Source organism: Bacillus sp. 491mf (assembly GCF_900112415.1).
Lineage (GTDB): Bacteria > Bacillota > Bacilli > Bacillales > Bacillaceae_G > Bacillus_A.
The window spans coordinates 1-20,615 of record NZ_FOLV01000007.1 but is presented as its reverse complement, the minus strand read 5'-3'; the positions used below and the strand labels follow the sequence as shown (position 1 = coordinate 20,615).

20 protein-coding genes are annotated in these 20,615 nt (G+C 38.2%); 7 read left to right on the top strand and 13 right to left on the bottom strand.

Going from position 1 to position 20,615, the window contains the following annotated elements:
• Positions 1–141: 141 nt before the first annotated feature.
• A complete protein-coding gene (locus BM211_RS09215; RefSeq protein ID WP_035431768.1) occupies positions 142–603 on the bottom strand; it encodes a DUF441 domain-containing protein in 462 nt (153 codons plus the stop codon).
• Between the two features lie 294 nt (positions 604–897).
• On the opposite strand from BM211_RS09215, the gene ytvI reads away from it, so the two are divergent.
• Positions 898–2,004, top strand: coding sequence for a sporulation integral membrane protein YtvI (ytvI, locus tag BM211_RS09210; protein ID WP_035431770.1), 1,107 nt, complete (start codon positions 898–900; stop codon positions 2,002–2,004).
• A 367-nt stretch (positions 2,005–2,371) separates the two neighbouring features.
• Here ytvI and BM211_RS09205 read toward each other — a convergent pair whose 3' ends face one another.
• The 8 genes from BM211_RS09205 to dnaE all read right to left on the bottom strand — a co-directional run bounded on the left by BM211_RS09205 (position 2,372) and on the right by dnaE (position 13,302).
• Positions 2,372–2,761 (bottom strand): FxsA family protein, encoded by a 390-nt coding sequence (locus BM211_RS09205; RefSeq protein WP_035431811.1) that lies wholly within the window; start codon positions 2,759–2,761, stop codon positions 2,372–2,374.
• 243 nt (positions 2,762–3,004) lie between these two features.
• On the bottom strand, positions 3,005–4,762 hold the full coding sequence (pyk, locus tag BM211_RS09200) for a pyruvate kinase (protein WP_035431772.1): 1,758 nt from the start codon (positions 4,760–4,762) through the stop codon (positions 3,005–3,007).
• Between the two features lie 54 nt (positions 4,763–4,816).
• On the bottom strand, positions 4,817–5,776 hold the full coding sequence (gene pfkA, locus BM211_RS09195) for a 6-phosphofructokinase (RefSeq protein WP_035431774.1): 960 nt from the start codon (positions 5,774–5,776) through the stop codon (positions 4,817–4,819).
• Between the two features lie 128 nt (positions 5,777–5,904).
• Entirely contained in the window at positions 5,905–6,879 is a 975-nt protein-coding gene (gene accA, locus BM211_RS09190) for an acetyl-CoA carboxylase carboxyl transferase subunit alpha (RefSeq protein WP_035431776.1), read from the bottom strand.
• The gene (gene accD, locus BM211_RS09185; protein ID WP_035431778.1) at positions 6,867–7,736 is read right to left on the bottom strand and encodes an acetyl-CoA carboxylase, carboxyltransferase subunit beta; all 870 of its coding nucleotides are present in this window, start codon (positions 7,734–7,736) and stop codon (positions 6,867–6,869) included. The genes accA and accD overlap by 13 nt, the downstream gene beginning before the upstream one ends.
• A 237-nt stretch (positions 7,737–7,973) precedes the next feature.
• Complete coding sequence (locus BM211_RS09180) at positions 7,974–8,609, bottom strand: FadR/GntR family transcriptional regulator (RefSeq protein ID WP_035431780.1); 636 nt, start codon at positions 8,607–8,609, stop codon at positions 7,974–7,976.
• Between the two features lie 14 nt (positions 8,610–8,623).
• Positions 8,624–9,880, bottom strand: coding sequence for an NADP-dependent malic enzyme (locus tag BM211_RS09175; RefSeq protein ID WP_177206908.1), 1,257 nt, complete (start codon positions 9,878–9,880; stop codon positions 8,624–8,626).
• 92 nt (positions 9,881–9,972) lie between these two features.
• Positions 9,973–13,302 carry a DNA polymerase III subunit alpha gene (gene dnaE, locus BM211_RS09170; RefSeq protein ID WP_035431784.1) on the bottom strand — a complete coding sequence of 1,110 codons (3,330 nt, stop codon included), beginning with the start codon at positions 13,300–13,302 and terminating at the stop codon, positions 9,973–9,975.
• 99 nt (positions 13,303–13,401) lie between these two features.
• On the opposite strand from dnaE, the gene BM211_RS09165 reads away from it, so the two are divergent.
• On the top strand, positions 13,402–13,743 hold the full coding sequence (locus BM211_RS09165; RefSeq protein WP_090996582.1) for a sporulation membrane protein YtrH: 342 nt from the start codon (positions 13,402–13,404) through the stop codon (positions 13,741–13,743).
• The gene (gene ytrI / locus BM211_RS09160) at positions 13,740–14,240 is read left to right on the top strand and encodes a sporulation membrane protein YtrI (protein WP_090996579.1); all 501 of its coding nucleotides are present in this window, start codon (positions 13,740–13,742) and stop codon (positions 14,238–14,240) included. The genes BM211_RS09165 and ytrI overlap by 4 nt, the downstream gene beginning before the upstream one ends.
• Before the next feature lie 20 nt (positions 14,241–14,260).
• Here the strand turns inward: ytrI and BM211_RS09155 are convergent, their stop codons facing one another.
• Positions 14,261–15,193, bottom strand: a complete 933-nt coding sequence (locus BM211_RS09155; RefSeq protein ID WP_090996576.1) for a DHH family phosphoesterase — start codon at positions 15,191–15,193, stop codon at positions 14,261–14,263.
• A 116-nt stretch (positions 15,194–15,309) separates the two neighbouring features.
• Here BM211_RS09155 and BM211_RS09150 point away from each other — a divergent pair, with 116 nt between their 5' ends.
• Together BM211_RS09150 and BM211_RS09145 are read left to right on the top strand one after the other, a co-directional pair.
• On the top strand, positions 15,310–15,612 hold the full coding sequence (locus tag BM211_RS09150) for a YtpI family protein (RefSeq protein WP_035431790.1): 303 nt from the start codon (positions 15,310–15,312) through the stop codon (positions 15,610–15,612).
• 14 nt (positions 15,613–15,626) lie between these two features.
• A complete protein-coding gene (locus BM211_RS09145) occupies positions 15,627–16,385 on the top strand; it encodes an arylamine N-acetyltransferase family protein (protein WP_035431792.1) in 759 nt (252 codons plus the stop codon).
• 58 nt (positions 16,386–16,443) lie between these two features.
• On the opposite strand, the gene BM211_RS09140 is transcribed toward BM211_RS09145, so the two are convergent.
• Both BM211_RS09140 and BM211_RS09135 read right to left on the bottom strand, forming a co-directional pair.
• Positions 16,444–16,689 (bottom strand): DUF3949 domain-containing protein, encoded by a 246-nt coding sequence (locus BM211_RS09140; protein WP_035431794.1) that lies wholly within the window; start codon positions 16,687–16,689, stop codon positions 16,444–16,446.
• Between the two features lie 99 nt (positions 16,690–16,788).
• The gene (locus tag BM211_RS09135) at positions 16,789–18,102 is read right to left on the bottom strand and encodes a CBS domain-containing protein (protein ID WP_035431796.1); all 1,314 of its coding nucleotides are present in this window, start codon (positions 18,100–18,102) and stop codon (positions 16,789–16,791) included.
• Between the two features lie 233 nt (positions 18,103–18,335).
• Between BM211_RS09135 and BM211_RS26415 the strand changes: the two genes are divergently transcribed.
• Positions 18,336–18,494, top strand: a complete 159-nt coding sequence (locus BM211_RS26415; protein WP_177206906.1) for a hypothetical protein — start codon at positions 18,336–18,338, stop codon at positions 18,492–18,494.
• Between the two features lie 39 nt (positions 18,495–18,533).
• Here BM211_RS26415 and BM211_RS09130 read toward each other — a convergent pair whose 3' ends face one another.
• Positions 18,534–19,217, bottom strand: coding sequence for a metal-dependent hydrolase (locus tag BM211_RS09130; RefSeq protein WP_035431797.1), 684 nt, complete (start codon positions 19,215–19,217; stop codon positions 18,534–18,536).
• 147 nt (positions 19,218–19,364) lie between these two features.
• On the opposite strand from BM211_RS09130, the gene pepQ reads away from it, so the two are divergent.
• Complete coding sequence (gene pepQ / locus BM211_RS09125; RefSeq protein WP_035431799.1) at positions 19,365–20,462, top strand: Xaa-Pro dipeptidase; 1,098 nt, start codon at positions 19,365–19,367, stop codon at positions 20,460–20,462.
• Positions 20,463–20,615 lie beyond the last annotated feature (153 nt).

Here is a 20,615-nt window from a genome sequence, read left to right as displayed (position 1 = left end):
TATTTCATCTTATTTTTATTTTATCTGGTGTAGGTCTATGCTGTTATGTAACTCGAAGAAGTGCCTTAAATCCATTATAAACAATTATCTGACTTTTGTGAATGGATAGAATTCGAAAAATTTATATTACAATAAATTTTTTTATTTAAACAACTGTATAATGTTCATCACAGCGTATGCAATTCCCGCTCCAATTAACGGTCCTACCGCAACTCCATTAAATAACGCTACCGCCAAAATTGTTCCAAAAACAAGCGCAGTCGTAATGTGCGGATCATGTGCTAAAAGCTGCACACCACCTTTTGCAATAAGCGCCACAGCAATACCTGAAGCGAGAGCAATCCATGCATAATAAGATTTTGTCGCCTCAACAAGCTGCCTAAATCCAATTTCTCCTGTTGCAATCGGGACAAGAACCGCAATTGTGATAACGGTAACCCCAAGATTAATTCCTTTCGTTTGCAAATAAGGGAAAACTTTATCTCCTAAAAACGTCCACTTTAGCAAAAATAAAACACCAACCGCTACTGTTAAAGATTGATTTTTCGCGATAAGTCCAACAATAAGAAGTATGAATAAAAATAAAGTTGACTGACTAATCATGATGTCACATCCTTTCTGAAAATAATGAAGAGATCTCAAATGTACCCCTTTTCTAAAATAAAAAGAGGAATTCACTCTTCAAATAGAGAATCGTTTCCACTTACACCAAAAGTGATCGCTTTCCTTTTCTTTCTTATAAGAAAAAGGTAAAATAAGAAAGAAAAAACCTATATTACATCATACCATTTACAAAAGTGGCATGAAAGCATCTCATTATTTGATATATATTTTCAAGTGAATGATTACACAAGCTTCGCTCATACGTAACATTTTCATGGAGGAGGGGAAACACCTTTGAATCGAAATTCACTCTACATAGCACTTCGACTTCTCTTTGTTATTGCAGCAACTATATTTGGAGTTTGCGCGCTGTTGTATACAGCAGGTCTTGTCTACCCATTTATTATCGCTTTTGCAATTGCGTATTTGATCAATCCAGTTGTAAACTTTCTTGATCAAAAACTACGATTTCCTCGTGCTTTGTCCGTATTTATTAGCCTCATCCTTGTGTTTGGCGCCATCGTTGGGCTCGTTACGTATCTTGTAACAGAAGCGATTTCCGCAACAACATATTTGTTACAAATCGTACCAGAGAAATTCCCATCTCTAGTTCAATATTTACAGGAATTTGCTCTTACCAATATTATGCCACTCTACAACGATTTGATCGCTAAATTTAACCATCTCGGCGCAACACAACAAAGTACGATTACAACAAACATTCAAAATCTCGGCACAGAAGCAACGCAGCAAATGAAATCTATTTTGACAGCCATTATAAGCGGATTAACAAACTTCATTAGCGCTCTCCCAACCACCTTAACCGTTCTCGTATTCGTTTTGTTGGCTACATTCTTTATTAGTTATGACTGGCACCGCCTTGCCCGTAAAATAGAAAAGTTATTACCGAATCGATTACACGGTTATGGAAAAACAATTTTTGTGGATTTACGAAAAGCTTTGTTTGGCTTTGTAAAAGCACAATTTACACTTATATCTATGACGACCATTATCGTTCTAATCGGGCTATTAATTTTGCGTGTACCATATGCAATTACGATTGCCCTTGTTACAGGATTTGTTGATTTACTTCCATATTTAGGAACAGGAGCTGTTTTCGTTCCATGGATTATTTATGTATTCATTACAGGAGATACCGCCTTTGCACTTGGTTTACTTATTTTATATATCGTTGTCATTGTACAGCGGCAATTAATGGAGCCAAAGGTATTATCATCTAACATTGGGCTTGATCCACTACCAACATTATTTTCTTTATTTATCGGATTTAAACTATTTGGTTTTTTAGGATTAATTATTGGTCCTGTAACGCTCGTTTTATTAAATACATTGCATAAAGCAAATGTATTTAAAGACCTTTGGAAATTTATAAAAGGATAAAGTGAAACTTTAATCAGTGGGGTTTTCTTCATCCCCCCACTGATTATCAGCCATCACCAATCGGGCTTTGATGGGCAGTTTATCTCCCACCTAACTTCTTAAGAAAAGCGGAAGCGGCTCGCTCAGAATCTTCGGTCGTTTCGCCGAATTTTGAGGGGGGAGTATTACTGCCGGTTAACACGGGATAAAGAAAAACATCGCTTCACTAATAAAAACCACTTAAAACAAGGAGAATCCCCTCCTTGTTTTTTTATTTATAAAAATGAATAAAAATACTATACTTTTCTCCATCTTTCTACAAATGAATAAATATACATCTGTTTTTCCGACAAAAAATAACGCTTGAAGAGTTTTTCTCCTTCAAGCGTTATTTTTGTACGATAATTGTATTGTTTCGATTTATTTTTCGTTCCATCCATTTGATTATCATATATTTCACCGGTTTTCTCGCTGCCGGAATCAATAAAACGATTCCAACACAATCTGTTATATAGCCAGGAACCATTAAAAGTATACCACCAACAAATATACAAATCGCATCCAATACCGCATCGCCTGGAAGTTCCCCTCTACTGAGTCGATATTGAATATCTCTCCATACCGCTAACCCTTGACGCTTTGCTATATACGCTCCAACGATACCCGTTAGCACAATCACACAAAACGTCGGCAATAACCCAATCCACCGGCCCGATCCGATCAGCATCGTAATTTCTAACGCCGGAATTAAAATAAACAAAAAAAGAAACACTTTCATTCCTATCACCTCTTTTTCTATATAAATCGCTGCTATGCAAAACACAACATGACCCGCTCTCGCTTCTTCCCTTTGTTTTAAACTTCTCATGTTGCAGAAATAGGCCCTGACCACTTCTACGCATGGCCAGTTACTCTTGCCCACCTAAAAAGAAAAAGCTTTTCATGTCATTTTCATTTTTACAAATCTTCAAATTTTGTAAAAAAAAGAGAAGGATTCATATCCTTCTCCACATATTATTACTTATAGCACTTCCGCATGTCCATTATATACAATTCCACGCGCCGCATCAACTGTTACTTCTTGGCCACTTTTTAGCGTAGCAGTTGCAGTTGTTACACCAACGATAACTGGAATACCAATTGATACGCCAACAACCGCTGCATGGCTTGTTAAACCGCCTTCTTCTACAACAAGTGCTGCTGCTTTTTCAATCGCAGGAATCATATCTTTATCAGTGCTTACTGTAACAAGAACAGAACCTTCTGTTACGTTCGCTAATGCTTCCTCAGCTGTTTTCGCTACAACAACTTTACCTTTTGCTGATTTACGACCAATCCCTTGTCCTTTAGCGATTTGTTCGCCAACAACATGAATTTTCATTAAGTTTGTTGTACCAGTTTCAGCAAGCGGTACACCAGCAGTGATTACAACTGTTTCACCAAGACCGATCATGTCTGCATCCATAGCTGTTTGAATCGCTGTTTCTAACATTTCATCCGTAGATTTTGCTTTTTCTTCTGCCATAAACGCTTGTACACCCCAAGATAGCGCAAGACGACGACGTACTTGTTCATTAGATGTTACAGCTACAATTGGAGATTTCGGACGATATTTAGAAATCATTTTTGCAGTATAACCACTTTCTGTAGGAGCTACAATTGCCGCTACATCAAGTGCAAGAGCTGTATGTGCAACAGATTGGCTAATTGCATCTGTAATTGTGTAAGATTGCTCTTTAAGACGTTTTTGGAACATATCTTCATATTGCAATGATTTTTCAACACGAAGTGCAATATTTGCCATCATTTTTACTGCTTCAACTGGGTATAAGCCTGCTGCTGTTTCACCAGAAAGCATAATTGCATCTGTACCATCGAAAATAGCGTTCGCTACGTCACTTGCTTCTGCGCGCGTCGGACGAGGGTTACGTTGCATAGAATCTAACATTTGTGTTGCAGTAATAACCGGCTTTCCTAGTACGTTACATTTTTTAATTAGACGCTTTTGTACTAACGGCACTTCTTCTGGTGGAATTTCTACACCCATATCACCGCGCGCTACCATTAAACCGTCAGAAACTTCTAGGATAGAGTCGATATTATCGATACCTTCTTGGTTCTCGATTTTTGGAATAATTTGAATGTATCCTGCACCGTGTGCTTCTAATAGCTCACGAATTTCTAATACGTCAGATGCTTTACGTACGAAAGAAGCTGCAATGAAGTCAACACCTTGCTCGATACCGAAGACGATGTCTTGAATATCTTTTTCTGTAATACCAGGAAGCTTAATGCTTACGTTCGGTACGTTTACACCTTTTTTATTTTTTACCATACCGCTGTTTAATACTTTTGTGCGGATATCACCGTTTGCTTTTTCAATTACCTCTAACTCGATAAGACCGTCATCAATTAGAATACGAGAACCTGGGTCTACATCGTCATAAAGTCCTGCGTAAGTTACAGAAAACTTTTCAGCAGTTCCTAACACTTGCTCTGTAGAAATAACAACTTCTTCACCTGTTTTTAGTTCAGCTTGTCCGTCTACAAAGTCATGCGTACGAATTTCTGGACCTTTTGTATCAAGTAAGATTGCTACAGTTTTACCTGTTTTCTTTGCAGCCTCACGAATCGTTTTAATGCGTAATCCATGCTCCTCATGACTACCGTGAGAGAAGTTTAAACGACAAACGTTCATACCTGCTCCGATTAATTCTTCTAACTTCTCAATACTTTCACTAGCGGGACCAATTGTACATACAATTTTAGTTTTGCGCATACCGCACCTCCAAAGATTTATGAAAACGTTACCATTTACTTAATATTACACCAATTAAATAGATAATTCTTTTGATAACTGATACATCTCTGCATCAATTTCATGTTTTTTCGATAATGCTTCGATAATATCATGGTCAACAAGTTGGTTATTTTGAATACCTACGCAGCGACCACCTTTTTCTTCTAATAAAAGCTCAACTGCTCTTGCACCAAGACGGCTCGCTAGTACACGGTCCATCGCACTTGGAGATCCTCCGCGTTGTACGTGACCTAATACTGTTACGCGTGTATCAAAACTAGTCGCTTCTTCGATTTGTTTACCGATTTCAATCGCGCTGCCAACACCTTCAGCTACAACGATAATACTATGTTTCTTTCCGCGCTCACTACCGCGTTTTAGACGAGCGATTACATCATCCATATCATAATCTTCTTCTGGAATTAAAATTGTTTCTGCACCGTCTGCTAAACCAGCCCATAATGCGATGTCGCCTGCATGACGACCCATTACCTCAATTACATATGTACGTTCATGGGATGTAGCTGTATCACGAATTTTATCAATTGCATCGATAACAGTATTTAAAGCTGTATCAAATCCAATTGTGAAATCCGTACCAGGAATATCATTATCGATTGTGCCAGGCACACCAACACATGGGAAACCGTGCTCTGTTAACTTTTTCGCACCTTGGTAAGAACCATCTCCGCCGATAACAACAAGTCCTTCAATACCAAATTTCTTTAATTGCTCAATTCCTTTTAATTGTCCTTCTAATTCTTTAAACTCAGGACATCTTGCTGTATATAATTTTGTCCCGCCGCGATGAATAATATCGCCTACAGAACCTAATTCTAGTTTCTCAATATGACCAGAAATTAATCCTGCGTATCCGTGATAGATACCATACACTTCTAGATCATGATATATCGCTTTACGAACAACCGCACGAATAGCAGCGTTCATTCCAGGTGAATCTCCACCACTTGTCAAGACACCAATACGTTTCATTAGTACTCACCTCATAAAGATTATTTGCCTTATAATAAAATAACATGAAAAAACATAGAATTACAATGGAGAAGATGTGTCTTTTCATAAGAAAAACGTGCATTCGCGATATGGAACGCACGCTTTTTCTATTTTACCCCAATGGAAGCGTTTGAAAACGAAACTTGCCCAATTTTCATAAATTTTTTATAGCGATTTTCAACTAGTTGGTCTTTCGAAACGCCTTCTAATTGTTGGAATGTTTTCTGCAATGTTCGATTCATATATTCCGCTTGCTTCACTACGTCACGATGTGCACCGCCGCGAGCTTCTGGGATAATTTCATCAATGACACCTAATTCTTTCAAATTAGCCGCTGTAATTTTCATCGTTTCTGCAGCTTCTTTTGATTTCGTGGCATCTTTCCAAAGAATTGTCGCTGCTCCTTCAGGCGAAATAACCGAATATGTGGAGTTTTCTAGCATGTGTACATAATTACCTACACCAAGACCTAATGCACCGCCACTTCCACCTTCACCGATTACAATACAAATAACAGGTACAGTCAGTCCAGCCATTTCAAATAAATTGCGTGCAATTGCTTCACTTTGTCCACGCTCTTCAGCTGCCTTTCCTGGATATGCACCTTTTGTATCAACGAAACAGATGATTGGGCGATTAAATTTTTCAGCTTGTTTCATAAGGCGCAACGCTTTACGATACCCCTCTGGATGAGGCATCCCGAAATTACGGCGAATATTTTCTTTCGTATCTTTCCCGCGTTGATGACCAATTACTGTAACAGGCATCCCATTATATTTTGCAATCCCGCCAACAATCGCTGCATCATCACCAAATAAGCGATCACCATGACATTCAAAAAAGTCAGTAAATAGGTGCTGGATGTAATCCAGTGTTGTCGGTCTTTCAGCATGACGAGCAATTTGAACACGGTCCCATACTTTCATGTTTCCGTATATTTCTTCTTCTAAATGCTCTAATTTGCCTTCTAAGATATGAATTTCTTCACTGAAATCCACCTGGCTGTTTTGCGTATATTCTTTTAACTCGCTAATTTTATTTCTTAACTCAACAACTGGTTTTTCAAATTCTAATTCTGCCATGACGCCACTTCCTCCCCTTGATGAACTTCTAAAATCTTGCGGAGCGTGTCTCTCATATCATTGCGATGCACAACTGCATCTAATTGTCCGTGATCTAATAAAAACTCTGCCGTTTGGAAATCCTCTGGCAATTCCTCACGAACCGTCTGTTCAATTACACGACGACCAGCAAACCCAATTAATGCACCAGGTTCTGCTAAATTGTAATCACCAAGTGAAGCAAAGCTTGCAGAAACCCCGCCCGTCGTTGGATGCGTCATAATCGAAATGAATAAACCACCTGCATTGCTATGTTTTTTCAAAGCTATACTTGTTTTCGCCATTTGCATTAAGCTTAAAATACCCTCTTGCATACGAGCTCCGCCTGATGCAGTAAAAATAAGAAACGGCGCTTTCATTTCATATGCTTTTTCAACAGCACGCGCAATTTTTTCACCTACAACAGAGCCCATGCTTCCCATTCGAAACCTTGAATCCATAACCGCAACAACAACCAGCATATCTTCGATTGTTCCTTCTCCTGTCACAACCGCTTCATTTAATCCGGTTTTTTTACGATCACTCTCGAGTTTCTCCTCATAGCCAGGGAATTGAAGCGGGTTCGCCGAAATCATTTCTTTGTCATATTCACGAAATGAATTTTCATCTAGCAAACTTTCAAGGCGCTCCCATGCATTCATCGGGTGATGATAGCCACAGTTCACACAGACTTTTAAATTTTTCAGAAGTTCTTTCGTATACATGATTTTTTTACATTTCGGACATTTTGTCATGACACCGTCCGGTACATCTTTTCGTACCTGCTCTGAAGGAATTGCAGCATACTTTTTCTTCTTTAGGAATAAATCTCGTAGCAAAGTTTGACCCTCCTTTAGGTGATAAAAGAGCTAAGGTTAACGAGTAAGAAAATGGGGCTAACACCTAAATCAATTGGTGTTAGCCTTATTTTCTCAATTTGCCTTATAACCCGTCTCTTTACGTTTAACTTTAAACGTTATCTTGTAGAATTTGTGTCAGAACGTGTCATGGTTATTTCGACAAATTTTGTATAAAGTAAACTCTTGCTCATTCATACATGTATAAGCAAGGTAGATCTACAAATGAAACTGTATATTTTCCATTATTGCATCATAAAACTCTAATGCTGTTTGTTCTTGTTTATTCTGTAATGCTATATATAGCTTTTCATGTAACTCTCGCGCGTTTAAATGAACATCATAAGAAAGCGTCGAAGCGTAGTCATGTACAATCATCCAAACACGATACATTAAATAATTATCAACTTGTTCTACAAGCGTTTTTAAAAAGATTTGATGAAATACCGAGATAGATGATTGTTCATCAGAAAAAATGTTTTGAAGCGCCTCTAAGTTGTTTTCCGCCTCTTTCTGGCATAAAACACGAATCGCATCTTTTTCAAGCAATTCTTTCACTTGTAACAAATCCTGCCGTGTCTTTTCATCTTGTAATACGAACGGTGCAATTAATTGCACCAAGCCGTTTTCATAAAAGTTTCGAATGAACGTTCCTTCACCGCGCCGCGTTTCAATTAGGCCTACTAGTTCTAACGATCTGAGCGCTTCACGAACAGAGGAGCGCCCGACATTTAAACGTGCACTTAGCTCACGTTCAGATGGAAGGCGGTCGCCCGCCTTTAGTCCATCCTCTTGTATGATCAAACGGATTTTTTTCACTATTTCTAGATATACTTTTGTTTGTGATGATGTCAATGAGCATTCCTCGCTTATTCTTTGCCGATAATCGCTAGATTTCTCGTTCTTTCAGCCACTTCTTGTGGATCAACTTGACGGCGAGCAACACCTGTTTCCATAGCCGCCTTTGCAACATACGCTGCTACTTGCGGTGCTACGCGTACATCAAACGGAGCTGGAATAATATAATCAGCACTTAACTCTTCTTCCGATACAAGTTCAGCAATAGCTTTTACTGCTGCAACTTTCATTTCTTCGTTAATTTGCGTTGCATGTACATCAAGAGCACCACGGAAAATACCCGGGAAAGCTAACACGTTGTTTACTTGGTTTGGGAAATCTGAACGCCCCGTACCTACAACTGCCGCTCCAGCTGCTTTTGCCATGTCTGGCATAATTTCTGGATTTGGATTCGCCATCGCAAAGATAATTGCATCTTCGTTCATAGTACGGACCATTTCTTGTGTTAATGCGCCTTCTGCAGATACACCGATGAACACATCTGCATCTTGAATCACTTCTGCTAATGAACCTTCTACACGATTTTTATTCGTATATTTTGCAACTTCATTTTTCACAGGATTCATACCGACAGATCTTCCTTCAAAAATCGCACCTTTCGTATCGCACATAATAATGTCGCGTACACCGTAGCGATATAAAAGTTTAATAATTGCAATACCCGCTGCCCCAGCACCGTTTGCAACAACTTTAATATCAGACATTTTCTTTCCAACTAGCTTTAATGCATTCACAAGACCTGCTACTGTTACAATTGCTGTTCCGTGCTGATCATCGTGGAATACAGGAATATTTGTTTCTTTTTTCAAACGCTCTTCAATAATAAAGCAGTTTGGTGCTGCAATATCTTCTAAGTTTACGCCACCAAAAGTTGGCTCCATTAATTTTACAGTTTCAACAATTTTATCTACATCATTTGTATTTAAAGCAATTGGAAATGCATCTACGCCAGCAAAGCTCTTAAATAATACAGCTTTACCTTCCATAACAGGAAGTGATGCTTCCGGTCCAATATTTCCAAGACCTAATACAGCCGTTCCATCTGTTACAACTGCTACCATATTGCCCTTCATTGTATATTCGTATACCTTGCTCTTATCGTCATAAATAACTTTACATGGTTCTGCAACCCCTGGAGAATACGCAAGACTTAAATCCTTTGCATTTTCTACCTTTACTTTTGATACTGTTTCTAGTTTTCCTTGATGCACTCTATGCATGTGAAGTGCTTCTTCACGAAGTGTTGACAAACGATCCACTCTCCTCATATTTTCTTGCTGCATAATGTTAATTCATTCTCCAAGGTGGTCTGACCACGAACGCTATTACTACTATAATCGAAATGGTAGGAAATTGTCCATTATATTTTTACAACGATATTTTCCTTACCGACTATCTCATAAAGCGCTTGTAAACATTCTTCACTTGGATGAATGGATAAGCTACGTGATAATTGTACCATCTTATGCTCTTTTTCATAATAAATTAGTACTTTCGCAAAACCTGAATAGTTAAACAATATTTTTGTGACATTGTTTAACAGTCTTTTCTCATACTGTGATGGGATTTTCACGTAAATAGAAGCGTCTTTCATTTCCTCGTAAGTATCCATCGTCTCTAATGGATACAAGCCATTTACAATCCATTGGAGCTTATTGTTTCGCTGTTCAATTTTCCCTTCTATTAAAACAATTGCTCCTTCATGTAATCGCTCTGCAAAATGGATATACGTTTCTGGAAATACAACCCCTTCCATTTCATGATTTTGATCACAAAACGTGATAAACGCCATCTTTTGTAATTTTTTCGTCCGAATCACTTTTATATTTGTCAAATATACAATTGCCCGTTGTACTTTTCTTTGCTGTTTCATCGTCTCTGCAAGTGTCGGGATTTCTAATTCCTTAACAAGCTTTGCGTACTGGGCAGTTGGGTAACTTGTTAAATAATAGCCTAGCGCTTCTTTTTCTTTATTTAACTGTTCTATAAACGTTAGTTCTGCCTCTTGTGCATACTCCGACTTCGGCACAAGCTCCTCACCAATTTCCCGTGCTAAGCTCGCGTATTCTAACGCACCTTTAATACTATTACATAAAGCGGAACGCGAAACGTTAAAATCATCAAAACAACCAGCCCAAACCATCGTTTCTAAATTGCGCTCTGTCACAAATTTCGCTGGCATGCGCAAACAAAACGCAAATAAATCTTGAAATGGCTTTTTATTTCTTTCTTCAATTAAAGCATTTACAGTTGCCATCCCTACATTGCGAATCGCAAGTAAACTATACCGAATTGCATTTCCTTCCACTTGAAACTCATAACCGCTCTTATGAAGAGACGGCGGTAAAACACGAAATCCTTTCCGCTTCGTTTCCCTAACATATTGCACAATCTTCTCTTCATTTCCAATTGCGCTTGATAATAATGCCGTCATAAATTGAAGCGGATAATTTGCTTTTAAATACGCAAGCTGATAGCCAATCATACTATAAGCAACTGCATGACTTCGGTTGAATCCATAATTGGCAAATCGAACAATTAAATCATAAATTTTCTGGGCCGTTTCTTCATCATACCCATTTTGCAAGCATCCCTTCACGAAATGCATGCGCTCTTCGTCTAAAATATCACGATTTTTCTTACTTACAGCGCGGCGTAATAAATCAGCCTCACCAAGAGAAAATCCTGCTAAACGGGAAGCAATTTGCATGATTTGTTCTTGATAAACGATAACACCATACGTATTTTCTAAAATCGGTTTCAAATCAGGATGCAAATAATGAATAGCACGTTTCCCATGTTTGGAATCAATAAAAACTGGAATTTGCTCCATCGGTCCCGGGCGATATAATGCGTTAACCGCAACAATATCTTCAAATTCATTCGGTTTTAACGAACGCAGAACATTGCGCATTCCACTTGATTCAAGCTGAAAGATCCCTGTCGTATCCCCTCGTCCAAGGAGTGCAAATGTATTTGTATCTTGAAGAGGCAATTTCCGTAGATCTAAACTTGTCCCCGTTGTCTTCGCAATAAACATGCGAATATTTTCAAGCAATGTTAAATTACGCAGACCAAGAAAATCCATTTTTAACAGACCAAGTTCTTCTAATACTTCTGCTGGATATTGCGTGACGTATACATCATCGTGACCGCCTTGAATGGCAACACTATTTGTAAGCGGAGCTTCACTCATAATTACTCCAGCGGCATGAATCGATGTATGACGCGGCAAACCTTCTACACGCTTTGCAATATCAAATACTCTTTGAAAAACTAGGTTACTTTGTAGGTAACTTTGTAACGATGGCGATTCTGTGTAAGCTTCTTCTAATGTAATCCCGACTTTAGACGGAATATGTTTTGAAAAAATATCAATTTCATTTGGCGGCAGTCCCATTACCCTTGCAATATCACGAATTGCCGCTTTTGCTGCTAGTGTTCCAAACGTTACAATTTGAGCAACGCGCAGTTCTCCGTACTTATTTTTCACATAACGAATCATTTCATCGCGGCGAATATCTGGAAAATCAATATCGATATCAGGAAGTGTAACGCGCTCTGGATTTAAGAACCGTTCAAATAGTAAATTGTATTGAATCGGGTCGATATCCGTAATTTCGAGCACATAAGATACAAGTGACCCAGCTGCCGAACCACGGCCTGGCCCTGTTAAAATACCATGCTCATGAGCGTATTTCATAAAGTCCCATACAATAAGAAAATAATCACTAAATCCCATTCGAGAAATAGTATGCAGTTCATGATTTAAACGCGCTTTATGCACATCATTCACAATTTCATAACGCTTATGCAATCCTTCTTCACAAAGGCGGCGTAAAAATTGATCAGATGATTCATTTGTTGGTACTGGAAACTTCGGCAGTTGATTTGTCTGAAACGGAATTTCTACGTGACAACGCTTAGCAATACTTAATGTGTTTTGAACCGCTTCAGGAATTGAGGCAAATAACGCCTCCATTTCAGATGCTGATTTCATATAGTATTGATCAGTCTGCAAACGCGGTCTTTCTGAATCAGCCATTTTCGTCCCGCTATGAACTGATAATAAACACTCCTGCACAATCGCATCACTTTGTTTTACATAACGAATATCATTTGTCGCCACAATCAAAATATCAAGCTGCTTTGCAAATGGTAGAAGCTCTTCTTGCAGCAACAATTCCTCTTGAACAGCATGGTGCTGCACGCTTATATAAAAGCTGGCAAATATTTGTTTATACATATTTGCTACTTCCGCAGCAGCCTCATGTTTCCCTTGCAATAAAAGTTTTTCAATTTCCCCTTCTTTTCCTGGAGAAATCGCAATTAATCCCCCCGCATAATGCGCAAGCCATTTCTTTGGAATACCCTCTTTTGACTTTGTCATAATGCTGCTAGAAATTTTAAGTAAATTAAGGTAGCCTGTTTCGTTTTCAGCCAGTAAAACAAGCGGATAAGACTGCTCCTCTTCTTCATTCCATATGGAAGCTGTTAAACCGATAATCGGCTGAATCCCCGCTTTTTTACACGCTTTATAAAACGGTATAACACCATACATCACATTTTCATCTGTAATTGCTAATGCCGGAAATCCAAGTTCTTTCGCTTGATGAACAAGCTCATCTATTTTACAAGCACTTTTCAATAAACTATAAACGGTTTGACATTGTAAATGCACAAACTTCACTTTTATACCCTCTCTTTATCTATTTGACTACTTCCTATTATACGTGAAATCAAAACATACTTCCCCTTCTTTGTCCATATACTTGAAAAAGAAAGGAGAATGATGATGGAAGTGAACCAAAGCTTTTTCTCTCTTCTCATTACGAGTTATTTTATTGCTCTTGGTGTTATGATAGGTGGCTCATTAATTGGCGGAGTCGGTGCTTTTTTAGTAGGAAAACCACCGCTCACAATGATTACGCAATTTGCAGTGAATTTGCGAATTTGGGCTCTCGTCGCTGCCATTGGCGGAACTTTCGATACATTTTATAGCTTTGAACGCAGCTTTTTTGGAGGAGATACAAAAGATATTGTGAAACAAATTCTCCTTATTTTTTTTGCTACAGGCGGTATGCAAACAGGATTCACGATTATTAAATGGATTACACAAGAGCACATATGAAATTCCCAAGCTCGCTCTCTAATCGCTGGAAATTATTTTTAGGCGGTGCGGCTGTTGGTGGTATTTTAAGCTGGATTATTTTTTTATACATATACGGCGTGTTTCAAGAAGAACAAACTAAAACACTCGAAACACAAGAAGCACAAATAAAAAAACTAACCGAAGATTTACGTGTACTCACGGAAGATCAAAAGAAAGAAAATGAAGAAAATAAAAATATGTTAACCATTCAAGAAATTGAAATTGAAATTGTCGATTACGAGAAATATAATTTAAATTCTCTTACCGTTGAAACTTTAACGACATCAATTCGCGATGATCTCCGTCACTTACTCACCCAAAATATTCGAAGCGTCGCCAATAATAAAGAGCTACTGAAAAAGGCCATTGAAAATAAAGTATATAAATATTATGACCGTGTCTATCGATTTGAAATCGAAACGGTTTCGTTTGACACAACACTTACAATTAGCGTCAAAATAAAACAAGAAAGGTAGAGCCCCCTCTACCTTTCTTGTTATTTACACACTTCACGTAAATCTGCAAAAATGCGGTCCGCTTCTTCCCAAGAAAAAGCTTTTGCCCCGGACGCCATCGGATGCCCTCCGCCGTTATATCGCATTGCCAACGTATTAATGACCGGACCTTTTGAACGAAGGCGAACACGAATCACATCTTTTTCCTCTAAAAATAGAACCCACGCTTTTAATCCTTCAATATTTCCAAGAGCTCCAACAACTCCTGAAGCTTGAGACGGAAGCACATCAAACTGCTCTAATACTTCCTTTGTTAGTTTAACGTAAGCTGCACCTTCTTCTGTCATCGTAAAGTTTTGCAAAATGTAACCATTTAAACGTGCAATACGCTCATTTGTTTTATACATTTCATCATATAATGCTGGGAATTCAACGCCCACTCCCACAAGCTCAGATGCATAATGAAGTGTTTTAGCAGATGTGTTTGGGAATAAGAAACGCCCTGTATCACCAACGATACCAGCTAAAATAAGACGTGCTGCTTCTTTTGATAACGTTAATCCTTTATCCTTGCCGTATAAGTAAAATTCATAAATCAGTTCACTTGTAGAACTTGATGTTGTATCTACCCAAACAATATCACCGTACGGATCTTCATTCGGATGATGATCAATTTTAATTAATTGCTTTCCTTTTGTATAACGCTGATCGCAAACACGCTCTTGATTTGCTGTATCACAAACAATGACAAGCGCCTCTTCATACGTAGCATCATCAATTTCATCCATTACGTGTAAGTACGCTAAAGACGGTTCGTTGTATCCTACCATATAAATCTTTTTCTCCAGGAACGACTCTTGCAGCATCGTACCAAGACCGCACTGCGAACCTAATGCATCTGGATCTGGACGAACATGACGATGGATAATAATTGTATCAAATTGCTTAATTGCTCCTAAAATTTTCTCATGCATATATAAAATCTCCTTTTCGGCCAATTTATTCCTATTATAGCTCAAAACACTTCATACAGGGGGAGAATTGAATTACAATAAAGAAAGAACATACAAATAGATGGGGGATTGGGGTCATGCCAGTATTAGTCTTTTGTATTATCGTTACATTTATGTTATATCTCTTCTACAAAACGAAATATTTTCGCACTAACCGTTCGATGGAGAAAGGATGGCTTGCAGGAAAATCAGCAATTGCACTCGGTTTATTTGTTGCCTTATTTGGCGTAAATCAATTTTTCCTAGAAATTTCAACATCCCGTATTATCGTCGGCATTTTATTTGTAATCGTTGGGGGCGCTAGTATCTACAACGGCATTCGCCAATACAAGCATTTCTTACCGCTTGCGATTCAAGAAGCTGAGCAGTTACAAAAATAATGAGGTGAGATGAAATGAACACCTTTCTAAACGATTTTTTCAACCGGATTCAATATGAAAAGCAAGATGTAACTTTTGAAGATATTTGTACGTTACAATTTCAATTTGCGAAACATGTACCATTTGAAAATATGAGTATTATTCAAAATGAAAGCATTGATCTTACCTTTAAAGATTTAAAAAGAAAGATTATAGACAGCCGGCGCGGCGGTGTTTGCTATGAGCTGAATCCTTTATTTTACTACGCTTTAAAAGAACTAGGATTCGACGTTCATTTAATTGGAGGGACTGTTTTTAACAACGAAGAAAAGCGCCTCACCCAAACACACTTTGCAACGATGCTACATCATGACAGGCAGCCATATTTAATCGATGTCGGTTTCGGTTCCCATCATGCTCTGCAACCTCTTCCGTTTACAGGGGAAACAATAACGTCTTCAACAGGTGAATACCGCATTCAAAAGAAAAAAACAACTTTCGGAGAATATGCATTTGAAAAATATCAAAATGGCACTTTAGAAATTGGCTACGACTTCTTCACATCGCCAATTAATGAAACAGCTTTACAGAACGCACAACAAATCATTACCCACCATGAACAATCACCATTCAATAAATCTCCACTTCTTGCAAAGCGAACAGACGATGGTCACATTACGCTAACAGACAAAACGTATACCGTAACAAAAGGGAAGCAGAAATCGAAACAAACGATTGATCTACAGACTTTTCAAGCACTTGCTTTGCGTGAATTTGGCATTGCAGTTAAATAAAAAAGCGTTCATCCTTTCAGCAATATTCGTTGAAAGGATGAACGCTTTTCTTTTGTTATTAACGATGACGCAATTTATATATATAACTCGCAACAAGCGCAGACGGTAAATTAAACAAACTTCCTTGCAAATTGAAATGTGCTTGTTCTTCTTCAAATGACATCTTTTCATATAACTCATTTTGCGTGAGGCCTGTTCTTTTCATTCGTTCTTTCAAACCAGATATATAGGAGTATTGAATTGGAATCATAATGAGGAAGTAAAAAAGTGCAATACTTCCGAAAAAGATACTAGCAAATAACATAAATAAGACCTCCTTTTTCTTCCATTATAACACATAAAATGGAAGATTCAGATATCTATTTATACAAGAAAAGCTGCCCTTTCAGACCGCTCTCCCTTCTTACCGATCAATCAATTGAACCATAAGCAATGCTTTTCCAACAACACTATTTTCGTGATGTACTTCTACTTCAACCTTAGCAAACTTACGTCCAATTTCTAATACTTTCGGATGGACGGATACAATGTTGTCAATTTGAACCGGTTTTACAAAGTAAATGGTTAAGTTTTCAACAATTATGTCACCTTTTTTCAGCGCGCGCAGGACACGATTGGTCGCTTCTGTCACAATTGTTGTGAATACGCCGTACGACAAAGTTCCAATCGAATTTGTCATTTGCGGCGTAACAGAAAAATGATATGAGTGATCTTGTTTTGCTTCTTTCTGATTCACAAATTGATTTGTTACAATATCATCAATCGTTTCTCCAACTTGCGGCTGACGCTGAATCATTTGGAGTGCTTGGAGCACATCTTGACGACTAATAATGCCTTGCAATGTATTACTATCGTCAACAACAGGAAGAAGCTCAATCCCTTCCCACACCATCATACGTGCCGCTGCGGCAACAGACATTTTTCCGTTTACAGTAATCGGCTGTTTTGTCATTACTTTTTCAATTGGTGTGTCTTTTGCTACACCAATCATATCTTTTGATGTTACAATGCCGAGTACTTTATTTGCTTCATCTACAATCGGATAACGTCCATGCATCGTTTCTTCATTATACTTATGCCATTTTTCTACTGTATCATTTGGCTGTAAACATATCGTCTCTTCAATTGGTGTTAAAATATCTTCAACAAGAACAATTTCTTTTTTAATAAGCTGATCATAAATAGCACGGTTAATAAGCGTGGCTACTGTAAATGTATCATAGCTACTCGAAATAATTGGAAGCTTTAACTCATCTGCTAATTTCTTCACATGTTCTTCCGTATCAAATCCACCTGTAATGAGTACAGCTGCTCCTTCTTCAAGTGCTAATTGATGTGCTTGTGTACGGTTTCCGATAATAAGTAAGTTTCCGGCTTCTGTATAGCGCATCATCGCTTCTAGTTTCATTGCTCCAATTACAAATTTATTTAACGTTTTATGTAGACCTTCTCTTCCGCCAAGTACTTGACCATCAACAATATTAACAACTTCCGCAAATGTTAGCTTTTCAATATTTTCTTTCTTCTTTTGTTCAATACGAATTGTCCCGACCCGTTCAATTGTACTTACATATCCTTTATTTTCCGCATCTTTAATCGCACGATACGCCGTTCCTTCACTCACGCCGAGCTCTTTTGCAATTTGGCGCACAGAAATTTTATGCCCAATCGGCAAACTGTTAATATATTCCAAAATTTGATTGTGTTTCGTAGCCAAAAAAATTCACCATACTTTCTTTTCCCTAGATTCTTCATGTGTTGTATTTTTAGTATACTATATTTCCAAAACTGTTACACTGCATGTTCCTATATCTGTACTATTATTTTTTATAACAAATCTATACAAGTTTCTTACAATAATGTAATTTCCTTGTCACCTCATTCGATGGTTCGTTTCATTTCCTTATCGTACAATAAAAACAAGAAATAAGAGAAAAGGGGCGATATGATATGAAAAAAGTTTTAAACATTATCGGAGCGGTATTATTAGCATTTGTGGATGGAAAGAAAGTAGCAATAGCATTAAACGAAACAGAAGAAGTAGGCACATCACAATCTAACAATGATATAACAAATATAACATTTACATTATACCCTTCTCACATTTAAAAACCTTCACTTTGCCGCGCAAAATGAAGGTTTCTTTTTTTACAATTCAATTCCTTCCCCAGCTTCTAATACTTTTCCTACACCGCTCGTTAGTTTCTCTACAAATTGATGCGGATCTTGTTGAATGACTGGGGATGTATTATAGTGCATCGGCACAACGATTTTTGCCCCGATCCATTCTGCTGCGAGCGCGGCATCGTCTGGTCCCATTGTAAAGTTATCCCCAATTGGTAAAAATGCTAAATCAATGTTATTAAGAGAACCGATTAACTTCATATCAGAAAATAACGCAGTATCTCCTGCATGATACACTGTTTTTTCCTCGGCGGTAAATAAAATTCCAGCTGGCATTCCTGTGTATGTAATTGTCTGATTTTCTTCATCAATATAACTTGACCCATGAAATGCTTGTGTAAATTTCACTTTTCCAAAATCAAACACATATGAGCCACCGATATGCATCGGATGTGTATTCACGCCCTGCCATCCTAAAAATGTTGCTAGTTCAAACGGCGCCACGACAACCGCATTATGTTTCTTCGCAAGTTCTACTGTATCCCCAACGTGATCACCATGACCATGAGAAAGGATAATCGCATCTACTGTTACGTCTTCTACTTTTAAATCTGTTTTCGGATTTCCTGTAATAAACGGATCAATTAAAATAACCTTTCCATTCGTTTCAATCTTTACGACAGAATGACCGTGATAAGATACTTTCATTCATTTATTCCTCCCTTGTTTATATTCCACCTCTTATTCTACATGATTTCGAAATTCCCTGTCTTTTCAAACATCGATTTGCTTGTCAGAATACTTTCATTCGATGTAAAGTTATACATGTAATCAAAATTTCGGAGGTGCAAATCTATGAATACTAGATTAGAAAAATTAATGCAATGGCTACAAGAAAAAAATACAGAGGCTGCATTCTTAACTTCTACACCGAATGTCTTCTATATGACAAACTTCCACTGTGAACCGCATGAAAGACTACTAGGTCTATTTGTATTTCAAGAAAAAGAACCGATGTTAATTTGTCCAAAAATGGAAGAAGGGCATGCAAGAGGCGCTGGCTGGACTCATGAAATTATTGGATATACAGATACAGACAACCCATGGGATATGATTGCAAAAGCAATTGAAGCACGCGGCATCGATGCAAGTGCAGTCGCAATTGAAAAAGAGCATTTAAACGTAGAGCGCTACGAGCACTTATCACAACTATTCCCAAAAGCAGCTTTCAGATCAGCTGAAGAAAAAGTACGTGAACTTCGCTTAATTAAAGACGAAAAAGAACTGTCGATTTTACGCGAAGCTGCTGCGATGGCTGACTATGCAGTTGAAATTGGGATAAATGCCATTCAAGAGAATCGCAGTGAACTTGAAGTACTTGCAACAATTGAGCATGAATTAAAGAAAAAAGGCATACATAAAATGTCCTTTGACACAATGGTACTAACAGGGGCAAACTCTGCACTTCCGCACGGCGTTCCTGGTGCAAACAAAATAGGGCGCGGTGATTTCGTTCTATTTGACTTAGGTGTTATTATCGACGGTTATTGCTCTGATATTACACGTACAGTTGCATTTGGCGAAATTTCAGACGAACAAAAACATATCTATGAAACTGTATTAAAAGGTCAATTAAACGCTGTTGAATCATGTAAACCAGGCGCAACATTTAGTGAAATCGACCATGCTGCTCGTTCAGTAATCGCAGATGCTGGCTACGGTGACTTATTCCCGCACCGCCTTGGTCATGGACTTGGCATTAGCGTTCACGAATATCCAGACGTAAAAGAAGGTAACAACTCTCCATTACGCGAAGGAATGGTCTTCACAATCGAGCCAGGTATTTACGTACCAAACGTAGGCGGCGTTCGTATTGAAGATGATGTTTACGTTACAAAAGATGGCGTGGAAATTTTAACGAAGTTCCCGAAAGAATTGCAGTTTGTAAAATAAAGTGAAACTTTAATCAGTGGGGGTTTTCTTCATCCCCCACTGATTATCAGCCCTCACCAATCGGGCGCATGCCAGCAGTTTATCTCCCGCCTAACTTCTTAAGAAAAGCGGAAGCGGCTCGCTCAGAATCGCAGGACGCCCACGCCCCTGACA